A 15,823-nucleotide genomic window follows, 5' to 3' on the forward strand; every position below is an offset into this window, starting at 1 on the left:
CATGAAAACAATATGCATAATAATCCTTAAATAGTATAATTGAGTAATTTTAACAGTATATTAATTGAATTTTAAAAAAAATAAAAATTTACTAATAGCCCTTGGCATATACTAAAATGTGTGATTAGTTATATATAATTCTACTAAAATTTGATCCTATTTCCATCGAATTTACAAAATTTACATAAATTTTTTATTTTGGTAATTTGATTTCCTAGTATATATAGACGTATTTTTATGGCAAATAGTTTCATATTTTTTTTTGCAGGTGATAAAAATGAAAATTAAATTATGTGTTTCTGCTGTTTTTCTTGTGATTGTCAGTTATTTGGTCATCTGGATTATGCCGCAAAATAATGTGATTGAGAAGGCAGCATTCAGTCATAATTCCTCGGACTCGCTACTATCAGCCGACCGAATTGTAAATATTGCGCACAGAGGAGCCTCCGGATATGCTCCTGAACACACTGTGGAGGCATACGAATTGGGAGAGAAGATGGGAGCAGACTATATTGAAATAGATTTGCAGATGACAAAAGATGGTGAGTTAGTTGCAATGCATGATCCGGAAGTAGACCGTACTACAGACAATACCGGATTAGTCAGTGATTTCACCTTGGCGGAGCTGAAGGAATTAGATGCCGGCTCATGGTTTAATGAGGACTACCCGGACAAAGTCCGTAACAGCTTTAGTGGTCTCACTATACCTGCACTTCGGGAAGTATTCGAACATTTTGGATCGGAAGCTAATTACTATATTGAAATAAAACAGCCTGATGATTCACCGGGAATGGCCACATTATTAATTGAAACATTGAAAGAGTTTGAGTTGATACCGGCAGAACGGGAGGGTGCAATAATTATCCAATCGTTCAGCAGCGAGAGTTTGCAGGAAATTCATCTGCTTGAACCTGATCTACCACTAATCCAGTTAATCAGCTACACACAGCCTGCTGTTATTTCCAGTGGTGACTTAAATAAGATAAAGAAATATGCGACAGGTGTTGGTGTCAATTTCAAGTATATGAATGAATCGTTTGTTCGGGATGTCCGTGAAGCGGGCTTACTGCTCCATGCATATACGGTTAATGAAAAAGAAGATATGAAGCGGGTTTTGGAATGGGGAGTGACAGGAATATTCACCAACTATCCGGATAGACTAAATGAATTGCTGGGAAAATCATTCTGAATTAATATCATATAGTTTTGTACTTAGATGCATTATTGATGTTAGGGCTACAGCATCCCCGAAAGAACACTTTGCGTTTAATGGGGCCGTTTTTTCAGCCTCTTCAGAAAGCATAGAACGATTTCCAGTAGGGTCTTCAGAAACGTCCAGTTCCCACTAGAGTCTCTGTATTCCCCTCCGCTAAGGGATAGTTTTAACCTTCCCGCAGGTCAATCGGTCTAAACTGGAATGGTACTCTTATAGGAAGTAGAAGCTTGTTCCCACTTCCTCATCTTCCTTATATTTCCCGCATCGCGCCAAATACAATTGTATAACCATCTGGATCGTCTACATATACATTTTTAAATTCCCATTTACCATGAATAGCCGTAAATGGCTCCACGCTAATGATTGCTCCCTTTTCCCGAATTTCCTCAACAAACGGCTCCAAATCCTCCCACTCCATATGAACAAAAGTATCCCAGCCGTGATCCGGACCATGCCACTCTGTAGGATAATCCTGTCTTTTCTGTGATGCAGCATTTGGTCTGACGTCATCTCTGCTCTTCGCTTGCTGTAAAATAAATATCATATCATCTCGCTGAGCATGTCCCCAATCATCCACTGTACAGCCTAAAATGTCCCGGTAATAGGCAAGGGATGCTTTCAGGTCTGCAACCAATCTGACTTGAATGGTCAAACCAACTTTTATTCTGGTATCCTGCAAGTTTTCCAACATATCACACCACCCCTTCCAAAGATATTAAAGCACTAAATGTCAGTATGAAACTCTCACTATAATAAATTCGCTGTTACCATGGGATTTCCTCTATAATTGTTTCCCATAAGGAGATTTTGGGTAAAGGTTATTATAATGGTTATTTTAGAACGGTGAATATACAAGGAGGATGAGTGATGAGGGACACATTCAGAAAAGGTGTATCACTAGGTTTAGGGCTGGCTGCAGTTGGCAAGGAACAGGCAGAGAAGATGATTGATGAATTAATCAAAAAAGGAGAATTATCCAAAGAAGATTCGGATGATCTTTTTAACCAGATTAAACAGAAAGGTGAAGAAAGCCAGCAGAAAATGGATGAGAAAATCAATCAGAAGATTGAAAATATGCTTGATGAATACGAAGTAGTTAGAAAAGAAGACTTGCGGGCGATTGAACATAGATTAATAGCTTTAGAACAAAAATTAGATCAGTAAAGTCAGAAGGAAGAGAAAAAGGGGGTGAGTACCATTTTTAAAGGCAGAATCAGGCATATGGATCGTTACAGGGAGATTGCGGTTGCATTTTCCAGAAATGGATTCGGTTATATCGTTAAAGAGGTAGGCCTTGATCAGGTTTTTTCATTGCCAAGGAGAATTTTTGTACAAAGGCATCAGCAAAAAGACCGTAAAAGTGCTGGTGAACGAATTCGCCGCTTTCTGGAGGAACTTGGCCCAACTTTTATTAAATTAGGTCAAATGGCTAGTACAAGGCCTGATCTGCTTCCTCGCGATATTATTAAGGAATTGGAAAAGCTTCAGGATGGGCTCACACCAATGGATAATGAGGATGTAAATCAAATAATTGAACAGGAGTTAGGAGCGCCGGCAGAACAGGTGTTTCAAAAGTTTGATTATAACCCCGTAGGAGTTGCTTCCATCGGACAAGTCCATAAAGCGGAGTTAAAGTCAGGAAAGCAAGTCGCGGTGAAATTACAGCGGCCTCATATAAGAAAATCGATACATACGGATATAGAAATTTTAAAAGAGTTAACCGCAAGAGCCGAAAAGCGCACCCACTGGGCACAAAGATACCAATTAAGGGAACTTGTCGAGGAATTTTCAAAGGCAATTATCAGGGAGCTTGATTTTATTCGTGAGGGTCGTAATGCGGATATTCTGGCCAAACAGTTTGAGGAAGATAGGGCGATTGTCATTCCTGCTATTTACTGGGATTATACGACGAAAAAAGTACTAACTATGGAATATATAGATGGTATTAAGATAAACGCAAAAACGGAATTGTCGGAAAAAGGATACAAAACTAGTATATTGGCAGAAAGAGTAATGCAAGCCGTCTTTCAGCAGATTTTTAAAGAAGGGCTTTTTCATGGGGATCCGCATACGGGGAACCTGTTAGCATTACCTGGTGAAAAAATTGCTTTTATTGATATGGGAATGACAGGCAGGTTGTCAGAGGAAATGAAGAAGCAATTAGCATACTTGATGCTTGCTCTTGTAAGGCGAAAGTCTGACACCATAATAAAAACGATGCGAAAGATGGGAGTAGTACCGGAGGATGTCAATTTACACGAGCTTGGTGGGGACATTGATCAATTTTTAATAAAATACGATAACATACCGGGAAACCAATTGAGATTAGGGGAATCGATGACAGATTTCTTCGCTATTGCCCATAAACATGGAATTGCCATTCCGACAGATTTAACATTAGTTGGTAAAACGATTCTGACAATGGAAGGGGTAGTAGACCAATTAGATACCGAGGTAAATATCGTGGAAGCTGCTGAACCTTATGCGAAAGACTTAATTAAAGAACAATATCATCCGAAACAGCTGGCAGAAGATTTATTTGATCAGTTCCAGGAATATGGCGATTTACTGCATGATTTGCCAGAAGCAGTACAGGAACTAACCGGACTGATGAAACGGGGGAAGCTGCCGATTCAGGTTTCTGTTCCTGAGGCTGATTCTTTTTTTAAAAAGCTGGATAGAGTGAGTAATCGCCTGTCTTTCAGTATTGTCTTATTGGCATTCAGCTTAATTATGGTTGGTTTAATTATCGGGTCGGCACTCGGCAGACAAACCTCATTATTATGGGATGTACCCGCAATTGAGATCGGTTTTGTAATCGCAATGCTAATGTTCGCATGGATGATCTATTCCATTTTCAGGTCAGGGCGTTTTTAATAAAAATTGGAATCAGGTAAGAGTTGAAACTAAATCAAAAACCGGACTACGTCCAGTTCGGTTTTTTTTGTGTTGTTTCCAAACAGCAGTGGCCTTTCGCTGTCTCCGCGAAAAGCGCTCTTTCTAAAATAGGGTTTGTCCTCTTGCCGGAGCGGGAAGAAGGTTTGTGGATTATTTTCTAAAAGGAGGAGGCGGAAAATGAATAAAGAACGAAACATGAATGGCGGCAATGGCAAGAAGGAACAATTGGAACAATTCACAACAGATGACCGAAATCAGAAGATGACGACAAATCAAGGGGTAAAAGTTTCTGAGGATGAATTCTCACTGAAAGCCGGGGAACGTGGGCCAACTCTAATGGAGGATTTCCACTTCCGTGAAAAAATGACCCATTTTGACCATGAAAGAATACCGGAACGTATCGTCCATGCCCGCGGTTTCGCTGCACATGGAGAGTTTCAGGTATATGAATCAATGAAACCATATACAAAGGCTGGTTTCCTCCAGGATCCTGATAAGCCAACACCAGTATTTGTCCGTTTCTCAACGGTTGCAGGCAGTAAAGGTTCTGGGGAACTGGCGAGAGATGCGAGAGGCTTTGCGACTAAGTTTTATACGGAAGAAGGGAACTATGATTTAGTCGGAAATAATATCCCGGTATTTTTTATCCAGGATGCTATGAAGTTCCCTGATTTAGTCCATGCACTAAAACCTGAACCGCATAATGAGATGCCTCAGGCAGCAACTGCTCATGATACCTTCTGGGATTTTGTAGCAAATAATCAGGAATCAGCTCATATGGTAATGTGGGCAATGTCAGACAGAGCTATCCCAAGAAGTTTCCGAATGATGGAGGGCTTTGGGGTACATACTTTCCGTTTTGTGAATGAAGAAGGTAAGTCTCATTTCGTGAAATTTCACTGGAAGCCTGTGTTAGGTACCCATTCTGTTGTTTGGGATGAAGCACAAAAAATAAACGGGAAAGACCCGGATTTTCATCGTCGTGATTTATGGGAAGCAATTGAAAATGGCGACTACCCAGAGTATGAGTTAGGTGTGCAAATGATTCCAGAGGAAGAGGAGTTCCGCTTTGACTTTGATATTCTGGATCCGACCAAACTGTGGCCGGAAGAAGAAGTCCCTGTAAAATTGATCGGCAAGATGACGCTAAATCGCAATGTTGATAATGTATTCGCAGAAATGGAGCAGGCTGCTTTTCACCCAGGCCATGTAGTTCCGGGTATCGATTTTACCAATGACCCGTTATTGCAGGGGCGATTGTTTTCTTATACAGATACACAATTAATTCGACTAGGCGGACCTAATTTTCATGAACTTCCGATCAACCGGCCTGTATGTCCATTTCATAACAATCAGCGGGACGGGTATGGAAGACAGACCATTAATCGAGGCAAGGTAAGCTACCATAAAAATTCACTGGCACAGAATACTCCGGAAACTTCCACAGAGGAAGAAGGAGGATATAAGCATTATGAAGAGAAAATAGATGGATATAAAATCAGGCGCAGGAGTGATAGTTTTAAAGATCATTTTACCCAGGCGACAATGTTCTGGAATAGTATGTCTGAGGCAGAGAAAGAACATATGATTGAAGCATTCAGTTTTGAATTAGGTAAGGTGGAAAGCAAATCGGTACAGCAGCAGGTTGTAGATATGTTCGCAAATGTCAATACTGAGTTAGCCAGAGGGTTTGCTAAAGCGATCGGTGCAGAGTTACCAGAAGAAAAAGATAACAAAGTAACGAAGAAGTCGCCAGCACTTAGTCAGGAAAATACGACAAAATCACCTGCAACAAGGAAGGTTGCAGTAATATTAGGTGATGGTTTTCAGGATACCGAAGTAAAAGGGATTTTAGAAAAATTAAGTTCTCAGGGAATCCAAACAGAAGTAATCAGTGACCAATTAGGGATGGTGAAAGGGGAGAACCAGTCTGAATTAGAGGTGCAGCATACCTTCCTGACAGCAGATTCTGTATTATTTGATGCCGTATATGTAGCAGGTGGAAAAGAGGAGGACAAAACTTTTTATAAAAAAGCGGCCTATTTTGTTCAGGAAGCCTTCTCTCACTATAAGCCGATTGGTGCAACCCATGCAGGGGGAAAACTTCTTGAAGGTGCAAATATGGACGAAAGCCCTGGTGTCGTAATTAGTGAAGATGCTGAAACATTCGTGACTAAATTTACAGAAGCAGTCGCAGCCCACAGACACTGGGAAAGAGAGGTAATCTGATTCTGAATGGAAGGATAGAAAAAGCCAAAAACCTGTACTGTCAGGTTTTTGGCTTTCCCTATTAATTAAAGCTTTGATTTCACTTTTTCGATTAATCCAACTTTCCCTGTTCCCTCACACGTTTGGCAGGCAAATTCTCCTTCACCAGCACATTCTTCACATTTGTGAATACCGTAATCGATACCTTCCCCTGAACATTCCGGACAACGTACTAATCCTACCCCATCACATTCTGTACACCTCATCATAAGCTCCTCCTTTTGAGTTTTTTCATAGAAAGCTGTACTGCCAGATGGTGATAACTTCTTAGATACTTCACCCTTATACAGGGTTTCAATCGGGTTATTAATCAATACCCGATGTCCCCCTGTTTAATCCTGCTCTGGCAATCTGTAATGAGGATGTAATATTAGTCTTTAAGAAGAGGTCCAGGAACCGCCATTAATGTGAATCGTCTGGCCTGTCATGAAGGACGATTCATCAGAAGCTAACATCACATATGGCCATGCGTGCTCGGAAGGTTGTCCAGGTCGGCCCATTAAGCTGTCCTGTCCAAACTCTTCTACACTATCCTCATCAAAGGATGATGGAATTAACGGAGTCCAGACTGGCCCGGGTGCAACAGAGTTGGCGCGGATCCCTTTCTTAGCCAGGTTTTGTGCAATACTTCTAATGAATGCTGTAATTGCACCTTTTGTAGCAGAATAGTCAATTAATACAGGATGTCCTCTGTAAGAATTGATGGAAGATGTACTGATGATCGTATCACCTGCATTCATATGTCTTACAGCAGCTTTCGTTAAATAAAACTGTGAGAAGAAGTTGGTACGAAAGACTTCTTCAAGTTGTTCATTAGAGATGTCTAATATGTCTTCTCTTACAAACTGAACGGCTGCATTATTAACTAAAATATTGATTTTACCGAAATGTTCTACAGTTTTTGACACTAAACTTTCACAATGGTCAGGGTCTTTTATGTCACCAGGTAACAGAATGCATTCTGCACCTTCCTGCTCTACTAATTTCTTTGTTTCTTCTGCATCTTTATCTTCATCTAAATATGAAATAGCAAGGTTTGCGCCTTCTTTTGCATAAAGAATAGATACAGCCCTGCCAATACCGCTATCTCCGCCGGTAATTAAAGCAACTTTTCCTTTTAATTTGTCAGAACCTTTGTAATCAGTTGGCTGGTGTGGTAATGGATTCATCTCTGATTCAATTCCAGGTTGACGATCTTGTTTCTGTCTTGGTGTACTACCATTTTGCATATCTTGTGGTTTCATACTTGTCTCCTCCTCTGATTACTTTTCTTCAAGTTCCGTTACATCAACTTCAAATGTATCATTGGACTGTTTTTCATAAGCTACCAGTGCTTTTTGTGTTTCATCGTTTACATCCAGAATGTATACGTATTTACCGTTATGAACAACTTCTTTCATCACAGGGTCGTCTTTAATATCTTTTGCTCTCATAAGATTCATTGAAATACCTCCACTGGAATTTATTATTTTGCTTATGTAAATTCCATAACCGTATTTCCGATTGTATAAACATTTAATATGAAAATGATAAGCTTATGACAACGCTAACGCCTGGAGTATCATTAATAATCTGGAGAATCACTTTATCCAATAAGGAGACAATCGCCTTGATATCAACAAAAACAATAAAGCATTTCAACTCTTGCCTGCACTTCTATTTGTCCGGGGGAAACCGGGGTATCTATGTTTGAGGCAAAGGATTGATAAAGTACAGGGGGCTGGGGTTCTATTTCTCTCACACTATATGGTAATGGACAGCGATAACTTGCAAGTGTCTGAGCGATGACTGCCGCTTTCTCTGCTCCGTTGGACAATGCAGCTTGTAATGCCTGCTTGTAATAATATTCTTTATTTGATAATTGAAAACTGATATTACTGATTCGATTCGCTCCATGATTAACTGCAGTATCCAATATTAATCCCAATTCAGATAGGTCGGTTATCTGAATAGCGATCATATTTCTGGCTTGATAACCTTTCCATTTTTGCGTGCCATCAATATAATCATATACAGGGTTGATAGATAGTTCGACAGTTTGGATATTCTCCTTAGGGATATTCATTGCAAGCAGAGTGTGATAAAGTTGTGTCATTATCTGGTTATTAAGCTGCTGAACTGCTTGTGCATTAACCCCCTCATTTAATACTCCCAATTGGACAACAGCGAGATCTGGGCTTGCTGAAATGCCGCTGCTGCCATAAACAGCCATGCCTGAAGTCTGAGATGGATTCATTCTACATCTCTCCATTCATTGTAAGATTATATTAGTTATTTATGGCAGTAAATGATGTTTTATGTTAATTATCAATCATTTGTATTAGTGGTATACTGGCGGTAGTTTCTCTGGTATCTCTTCATAGGAACATATATGCAACTCGTGTACGGAATTAACACTTGCAAAAAATACGTCTTCCAGCTGGAGGTTTTTTCTATGTAATTGTTCAGTTAACCATGCTTCTTCTAATTGCCATGCTTCTAAAACACTGCTGTCAATGGACCCTTCGACAATTACAGGATATGAGATAAGTGATTTTGCACCAGCGATTTGAAGATCTCCCAAGGTTACTTCTCTTTTTTTCTGCTTCTTCAATACACTTAGTGATCCGTTTGCTTCTATAATAGCTGTTTCTACATCGCGAATATCAAACACATCTTTTTCACGAAGCATTTGCAGAATATTATCAATAGAAAAACCAATCTTTTTAATGTTTTGCTGGATCAGCATCCCCTCATGGATTACAACAGTTGGTTCAAGAGTTATCTTGTGACCGAATTTACGATTCGCTAGTTTCAGATAGGATACAGCCTTTTGCAAAATTCCTATTGCAATAATTGCCACAAGTGTAGGTAAATGATGAATGTTAGGGTCTGCTATATCTGCGCCTACAACAGAGGCCAGTGTAATAATGATCAGAAAGTCGAAGACAGGCAGTTCCCCGATAGCGCGTTTCCCCATGAACAAAGTGATCATTAACATGATAGGTAAAATGGTAACAATTCTGCCGATAACTAATAAAAGATCCTGTAACATACCGCATTCCTCCTACAGTCTACGTATTTTCTAGCATGTGTTAATCATACAAAATCATACAAAAAGTATTTGACTAATTAGTTATTGATAGGCATGATTAAAACAGAGGAGTAATGAAATGAGATGAAACAGTAAGTATAACCTAGTAAATCGCCACAATATTCCTCTGAAAACCTTTTAAAGTGATTATTTTGGACTACTTATGTATGGTTGTGATAAAGGTTTCTGACAAAATTTATGCTATTATTAATTAATGTCTAGGTCTTTAGAATTAAGGGGGAGAATGAATGAGAAAGGCAAAAATTCTGCTGGGATGTTTGCTGCTGACAAGTGTTTTTATTAGTTTAGTTACAGGCTGCAGCAATGGTTCTAATGAGAAAGCGGATACAAGGTCCGCAGGGTCAGATCAATTGGTGATACATACAATGGGACCGGGAACATGGCCGTATGTATCATCAGAAACGCTTACGCCATATTTTAAGGAAGTGCTGCCGGAAGGATTTCAAATAGAGAAATCACCGATAGCAACAGGGGATATCAGTGGGGTGTACTTATTAAGAGAGAAACAGGGTGATCTGACAATGGTGTCAGATTTACCGGCTGAATGGGTATGGGACGGAAAACCATATCCTAATATTGACAAAGAATATCAGCAATTTAGAAAACTGCTTCAAGTCGACTCATATGGCGGGATCGGTTTTCTTGTATCGAGAAAAATAGTTGAAGAAAACGGGTTCGAAACAGTAGGTGACTTATTAACAGCAGACGTTCCGCTGACGATTGCTACACTTCCTGCAGGATCTTCCAGTTTGATTATGACAGAACAAATAATGAAAGGTTACGGAATTGATAGTTTGGAGACATTCGAATCAGCAGGTAATACAGTATTGCAGGGAGGAACACAGGATATTGTTAAATACATCCGTGACCGCCAGGCTGACGTTTATGCAGGTCTGATTGTAGGATATAATTTCCCGATGGTTGAAGAAATGACAACAAGTATCGATATGGTGATCCTGCCTTTTGAACAGGACAAGCTTGAACAAATATCTGATGAGTTTGGATTCCACTCGTTTACAATACCTGAAAACTCATACAAAGGAATGACAAATGATACAACCATTCTAGGTCTGGGCGGTTATATTATTGTTCGGGAAGATATGTCAGATGCTATCGCTTATGATTTAACGAAAGCAATGTATGAGAATTGGAGCGAGATTCAGCAATCAGATCCGTACTTTTCGATAACAGAAATGCACTTCAGGGAAACGGTCGTACCATTTCACCAGGGGGCAGAGAAGTATTTAAAAGAAATTGGAGAACTGGAATAATTAAAGTTTGATGAAACGGGTGATTCAAAGTGCGAAATAAGCTGATAGCATTAATCGCTGTATCCTGGGCATTAACTCAGATTTTTTCATTGTACTTTGTTAGTCTTGAAGCAATGCAAACCGTTATTCTGCATCTGGGATATGCGGTAGCACTAACTTTTCTTTGTACACCGCTTCAAAGGTTTAGAGGAAAGGATCAGGGGAAATTAGCAATCGATATGGTTATGGCCGGTTGTATATTTGCTGCAAGTATTTACTTCATTATGGAGTATGATCGTATTAGAAACCATATGCTGTTTGTGAGCTCCGTCAGTCCCATAGACATTATTGCCGGAGGGGTAACCATCTTATTCACGCTTGAAGCCACTAGAAGGGTATTAGGCTGGCCGTTAACCGTATTGGCAATAATCAGTCTTGGTTACTTGCTGGCTGGGCCGTATTTACCTGGTATATTCACGAGCAGAGAGATTACGGTTAACGAGTTTATTGAGTATAATTATTTCACAACAAATGGATTGCTTGGAGTTGCATTACAAACGTCCGCAACCTATGTCTACGTATTTGTATTATTTGCTTCCCTACTTAATATCTCCGGATTAGGCCCTAAGTTTATGGATATAATTATATCTTTTGCTGGTAAATGGAGAGGGGGACCTGCGAAAGTGTCCGTACTGAGCAGTGGTCTGTTTGGAATGATTACAGGCAGTCCCTCATCCAATGTGGCGTTTACCGGATCTTTTACCATCCCTTTAATGAAAAAAACAGGATTTTCTGCATCTTACGCTGGAGCAGTCGAAGCTGTAGCCTCCTCTGCCGGGATGATTACACCGCCATTAATGGGGACAGCTGTTTTCTTAATTGCCCAATATACACAGACGGAGATTAGCAGCATTGTGATAGCGGCGATAATCCCTGCTTTATTATACTTTGCTTTATTGTTTATACAGGTTGATCTGGAAAGCGCCAAAATGAATATGAAACCAATTGAAAAACAGAAGCTGCCGTCATTCGGGATATCTTTAAAATCTGGCTGGCATTTGATGATACCTGTTATAGTAATTATCATCATGCTCTTAAATGGTTACAGTCCGCAATTAAGTGCACTTTTTTCTATCATCATAGCAATCATACTATCCTATTTAAAAAAGGAATCCCGTTTGACGATAAATAAATTAATAGCAGCATGTATTGAGACAGGGAAAACGATGACAATTATTGCTGCCGCCACAGCAACAGCTGGGATCATTCTTTCATGTATCACCTATACAGGAATGGAATTTAAATTAACTGGATTTTTAGTCTCGGCTGCTGGAGACAGTCTGCTGTTATTAGTTCTATTTATTGCTATTCTCTCGTTTATTTTAGGAATGGGAATGCCTGTTTTACCCGCATACATGATCGTCTCTATTATTACTGCACCTGTCCTGGTAGACTTTGGTGTAGATATGATAACAGCCCATCTATTCGTATTTTATTTTGCGATGATGTCACTATATACCCCGCCAGTCGGACCTGCATCTTTCGTTGCTGCAGGTATAGCGGAAACCGGCCCATTCAGGACAGGATGGGATGCAATGAAATTAGGCATTGGCGGCTGTATTATTCCATTTTTATTTGTCTATCATCCGGTATTGTTGAGTTTTGCTCCACTCGATGATTTTCTATTATCGATTGTTCCGGTTCTTACAGGAATCTATGGAGTGGCCGTCATTGTTTCTGGCCATATGGTTCGAAAGCTTTTTATATGGGAAAGAATCTTGTTTATTGCAGTTACTTTCCTGCTGTTTTCACCTAATAATTGGATACAATGGTCAGGTGTCATTCTTTTTGTAATAATATACTTCATAGCTAAACGTCTATATATCCCCAATGAGCAAAAGATTCGTCTCAGGGAGGATTCATAACAAGTTGGAGAAGGAATTAGAAAGGAGTCAGGCTAAGGTGTCAACATTTTATGATTGGGTATTTGCCAATAAAAAGATTGATAAGGATAAACCTCTATTAGCGGACCATCATCGTCACTATTGCTTCCGTGATATAGAAGAAAGTACTGTCTACTATCTTTCCATCCTGAAAAAAGAAGAAATTCAAGGGAAAAAGGTGGCATTAATTATTCCTTCTTTGCTAACACATCTATCATTGTTTTTAGCAATAAACCGGTTAGGTGGTACGGTGATTCCGTTAAGCTGGCAATTACGGCATAATGACTTAACGAACATACTTAAATCACTTGATCCCGGTATTGTTTTCACTATTTCCTTTTACAATAAATTCGACTTTGCCGGGGCAGTAAACAGCTGGGCTAAGTTATCAGGGAAACATACAGTCATTTACCTAAGCAGGGGCGGCAACTGGGAAAGAACGGTTTATGAAGGAGAAAAAAGAGATTTAGAGAATGATAAAATAGAGTTAATCAGCTGCTCATCCGGCAGTACGGGCACGCCAAAAGGAATTATGATTAACAGTGACTCAATGATCCATTGGGTAAAATGGCTGGAAAATATCTCGCAAATCAAAGGAACAGACCGTGCGATGTCGACTGCACCAATAAGCACAGCATATGGTGTCATGTGGCTGTTTATCAGTATCAGAAATCAGGCGTTTATCGTATTCAATGAATCATTTGATGTGATTTCAACAGTTCAGACTTATTATGCAAATCGCTGTACGAAGTTAATTACATCTCCATCTGTTTTCAGAGTATTCCACCAATTTTTCAAACAAGTTTATCCTGAAACGTCAAATCAGCTAGAATTAGTACTGCTTGGTGGTGAGTTAGTAACCTCTGAGTTTGTTCAAGCCATCTCTGATGTAGAAGACGCCCAAATTATTAATGCGTATGGATTATCAGAAACTGGCGGTATTATGGTTAATGATAAAGTACTGGAAAAAAACAGCTTTTTCATAAGAGGAGATGCTAATTTTAGAGTAGAGCCGGAAGAAGGAAGTGAAGAGGGCACTGGTGAATTAGTTGTCAGGCTTCCGGGGATATTTTCCGGCTACTATAAAAGACCCGATTTAACAAAACAAATAGTTAGTGAGGAGAACTGGGTATATACAGGAGATTTAGTAAAACAAGTTGGACAAAGGGAAGTTGAGGTAATTGGCAGAAAGAAAGATATTATAAAAAAAGGTGGACAAGTCATCATTCCAAGTGAAATTGAGGACTCTTTAACACAGGAGATAAATGTAAAGCGTGCGGTAGTGGTAGGGATTCCGCATCAGGTATATGGTGAACAGGTTGCTGCTTTTCTCCAATTGGAGGGAGAAATAAGCATGGAGCAGATAAGAGCAAATTGCCTGTCTCAATTAGCACGTTATAAAGTTCCAGACAGGATAATCGTTATCGATGATTTTCCGATGATACAAGGAAAAATTGATAAAGTAAGCTTAAGACAACTAGTGAAGGGGCGAATTTAATGTGGGCGGATATAGAAGACAATCGTTAAGGAGACAATTTACCATCAGAGTGCTTCTGGTAATGTTAATTGTTGTACTGATTACTGGAGCATTCCAACTATATTTTATTAATGATCAAATACAGAAGGATATCGAAAAGCAAGGAGATATTATTGCGAGCAGTATTGAACAGGGGATTAAGGAGACGCAGGTAGCAAGTGAAGCGATTGAGCATCAGATTGATCTAAATCTGCTGTCCCTCTCGAGGTATATTGGCGAGTTGCTAGGTGATCAAAGTATTGATGAGATAACAAACGATGAATTACGCTTGATCAAAGAGGAACTTGGATTAGCCGGAATTTCATTAGTAGTTCATGATGCGAGTGATGACATTGTTGTGGCAAAGTCGACAGACCCGGAAGAAGTCGGCTACAGTTTAAAACAATTTCCCGGAGTTTATGAGAATGTAATGGCAATTTTAAATAATCAGTTACCACCAGCAGCGGAGACACTCAGTTATTATACAGAAGGTGCGTATATTCTTCCTGTGGCACAGTCGGGGTCACATGAAGGGGAACCGGTCTTCTATAAATATGCCTATTATCATGAACCGGGAACAGATTATGTGATTGATGCCTTTATAGAGGCGAATGAAATGAATAAGTTCACCAGTGAAGTTGGACCAGATGCGTTAATTGATGAAGTAAACAAGGCAAATCCTTATGTGCTCGAATTAGCTGTATTAGATCCGCTTGTATTTGAGGATCCCAGTCTGGAAGGGGGGCTTTATCCTCCTAATAAAAAAATCCTGTACGGGGACTACACATTCTCCCAGGAGAGAGACTCAGAAACGCTCATAAATATGATAAAACAGCCAGAACAGGTTTCATATAATGTGAAGGCGGATGGGGAAAAAGTTTACAAATTATTTATTCCTGCAGATACAGGTGAAGTAATTTACATTGCGTTGGACTACGGCGAGCTGAGCGGCCCGTTGTACAGGCATTCTATCTTATTAGTTATTGCCGGACTGATTTCCATAGTATTACTGTTTGTACTGACTGCAAGGTTCTTTCACCGTGTCTTCCTCAATATTCAGGGAATTAAAGAGCAAGTTCAAATGCTGGAAACTGGTGATTTCACAGCAAGAAGTAATTTAAAAGATAATAATGAGTTCGGCCAGCTTTCCGAAAGTGCCAACAAAATGGTAGAAACATTAAACAGTGTGCTGGAGGATACGAATAAAAAGGCACACCAGACCCAGCGGTTAGCGGTGCTGTTAGAAGCAGATGCAGCGAAGTCTGTAGAAAAAATGTATACATTATCAATGGAAAAAACAGCCCAGGTGCGCGAACAGTTAGAAGATTTCAATGATTTTCTTGATATGTTAGAAGATTATATGAAAAAGACAGAGCCAAGTTCTCATGGGAGTTCAGAAGAAATCTATGAAAAAATTAACAAGATGCGCGAAATGGCAAAAAACAGAACGGCATCCACCACTGATACGACACTGGCTCTCGCTGATTTAATGAAATCTTTACATGGCCAGTCTTCGGAGCTCTCTAACATAGCAAACAGCCTGCTTGAACAAATGGCACGCTTTAAATTGTGATTAATAATGACTTGGATTCCTTCTTTTAGAAACTTTTCTTCACATCATTCGTATAGTTAGTAATG

General features: G+C 39.6%; 14 protein-coding genes. 8 read left to right on the forward strand and 6 right to left on the reverse strand.

Annotated elements, in window-relative coordinates; all coding sequences use genetic code 11:
* Nucleotides 1–277: 277 nt before the first annotated feature.
* Nucleotides 278–1,189, forward strand: a complete 912-nt coding sequence (locus tag BMW36_RS03600) for a glycerophosphodiester phosphodiesterase (RefSeq protein ID WP_089739130.1) — start codon at nucleotides 278–280, stop codon at nucleotides 1,187–1,189.
* Nucleotides 1,190–1,466: 277 nt separating this feature from the next.
* On the opposite strand, the gene BMW36_RS03605 is transcribed toward BMW36_RS03600, so the two are convergent.
* On the reverse strand, nucleotides 1,467–1,907 hold the full coding sequence (locus BMW36_RS03605) for a VOC family protein (RefSeq protein ID WP_089739132.1): 441 nt from the start codon (nucleotides 1,905–1,907) through the stop codon (nucleotides 1,467–1,469).
* 176 nt (nucleotides 1,908–2,083) lie between these two features.
* On the opposite strand from BMW36_RS03605, the gene BMW36_RS03610 reads away from it, so the two are divergent.
* The 3 genes from BMW36_RS03610 (at nucleotide 2,084) to BMW36_RS03620 (ending at nucleotide 6,343) form a co-directional block, all read left to right on the forward strand.
* Nucleotides 2,084–2,380, forward strand: coding sequence for a phasin family protein (locus tag BMW36_RS03610; RefSeq protein ID WP_089739134.1), 297 nt, complete (start codon nucleotides 2,084–2,086; stop codon nucleotides 2,378–2,380).
* Between the two features lie 57 nt (nucleotides 2,381–2,437).
* Entirely contained in the window at nucleotides 2,438–4,093 is a 1,656-nt protein-coding gene (locus tag BMW36_RS03615; protein ID WP_089739136.1) for an ABC1 kinase family protein, read from the forward strand.
* 198 nt (nucleotides 4,094–4,291) lie between these two features.
* Complete coding sequence (locus BMW36_RS03620; protein ID WP_089739138.1) at nucleotides 4,292–6,343, forward strand: catalase; 2,052 nt, start codon at nucleotides 4,292–4,294, stop codon at nucleotides 6,341–6,343.
* Nucleotides 6,344–6,408: 65 nt separating this feature from the next.
* Here BMW36_RS03620 and BMW36_RS20145 read toward each other — a convergent pair whose 3' ends face one another.
* The 5 genes from BMW36_RS20145 to BMW36_RS03645 all read right to left on the reverse strand — a co-directional run bounded on the left by BMW36_RS20145 (nucleotide 6,409) and on the right by BMW36_RS03645 (nucleotide 9,416).
* Nucleotides 6,409–6,591: a hypothetical protein gene (locus tag BMW36_RS20145; protein ID WP_139180286.1), complete on the reverse strand. Its 183-nt coding sequence runs from the start codon at nucleotides 6,589–6,591 to the stop codon at nucleotides 6,409–6,411.
* Nucleotides 6,592–6,759: 168 nt separating this feature from the next.
* Nucleotides 6,760–7,626 (reverse strand): SDR family oxidoreductase, encoded by an 867-nt coding sequence (locus BMW36_RS03630; protein ID WP_089739141.1) that lies wholly within the window; start codon nucleotides 7,624–7,626, stop codon nucleotides 6,760–6,762.
* 18 nt (nucleotides 7,627–7,644) lie between these two features.
* A complete protein-coding gene (locus tag BMW36_RS03635; protein ID WP_089739143.1) occupies nucleotides 7,645–7,824 on the reverse strand; it encodes a small, acid-soluble spore protein, H family in 180 nt (59 codons plus the stop codon).
* Between the two features lie 173 nt (nucleotides 7,825–7,997).
* Nucleotides 7,998–8,618 (reverse strand): SIMPL domain-containing protein, encoded by a 621-nt coding sequence (locus BMW36_RS03640; RefSeq protein WP_175480345.1) that lies wholly within the window; start codon nucleotides 8,616–8,618, stop codon nucleotides 7,998–8,000.
* An 84-nt stretch (nucleotides 8,619–8,702) separates the two neighbouring features.
* Entirely contained in the window at nucleotides 8,703–9,416 is a 714-nt protein-coding gene (locus tag BMW36_RS03645; RefSeq protein WP_089739147.1) for a DUF421 domain-containing protein, read from the reverse strand.
* Between the two features lie 287 nt (nucleotides 9,417–9,703).
* Between BMW36_RS03645 and BMW36_RS03650 the strand changes: the two genes are divergently transcribed.
* Genes BMW36_RS03650 through BMW36_RS03665 form a run of 4 tightly spaced genes read left to right on the forward strand, consistent with a single transcriptional unit; the run spans nucleotide 9,704 to nucleotide 15,758 of the window.
* A complete protein-coding gene (locus BMW36_RS03650) occupies nucleotides 9,704–10,747 on the forward strand; it encodes a TAXI family TRAP transporter solute-binding subunit (RefSeq protein WP_089739149.1) in 1,044 nt (347 codons plus the stop codon).
* A 29-nt stretch (nucleotides 10,748–10,776) separates the two neighbouring features.
* Nucleotides 10,777–12,651: a TRAP transporter permease gene (locus tag BMW36_RS03655; RefSeq protein ID WP_089739150.1), complete on the forward strand. Its 1,875-nt coding sequence runs from the start codon at nucleotides 10,777–10,779 to the stop codon at nucleotides 12,649–12,651.
* 37 nt (nucleotides 12,652–12,688) lie between these two features.
* Nucleotides 12,689–14,167, forward strand: coding sequence for a class I adenylate-forming enzyme family protein (locus BMW36_RS03660; RefSeq protein WP_175480346.1), 1,479 nt, complete (start codon nucleotides 12,689–12,691; stop codon nucleotides 14,165–14,167).
* A 1-nt stretch (nucleotide 14,168) separates the two neighbouring features.
* Complete coding sequence (locus tag BMW36_RS03665; protein ID WP_089739155.1) at nucleotides 14,169–15,758, forward strand: sensor histidine kinase; 1,590 nt, start codon at nucleotides 14,169–14,171, stop codon at nucleotides 15,756–15,758.
* Nucleotides 15,759–15,823 lie beyond the last annotated feature (65 nt).

This window comes from Gracilibacillus ureilyticus, from assembly GCF_900111195.1.
Lineage (GTDB): Bacteria > Bacillota > Bacilli > Bacillales > Amphibacillaceae > Gracilibacillus > Gracilibacillus ureilyticus.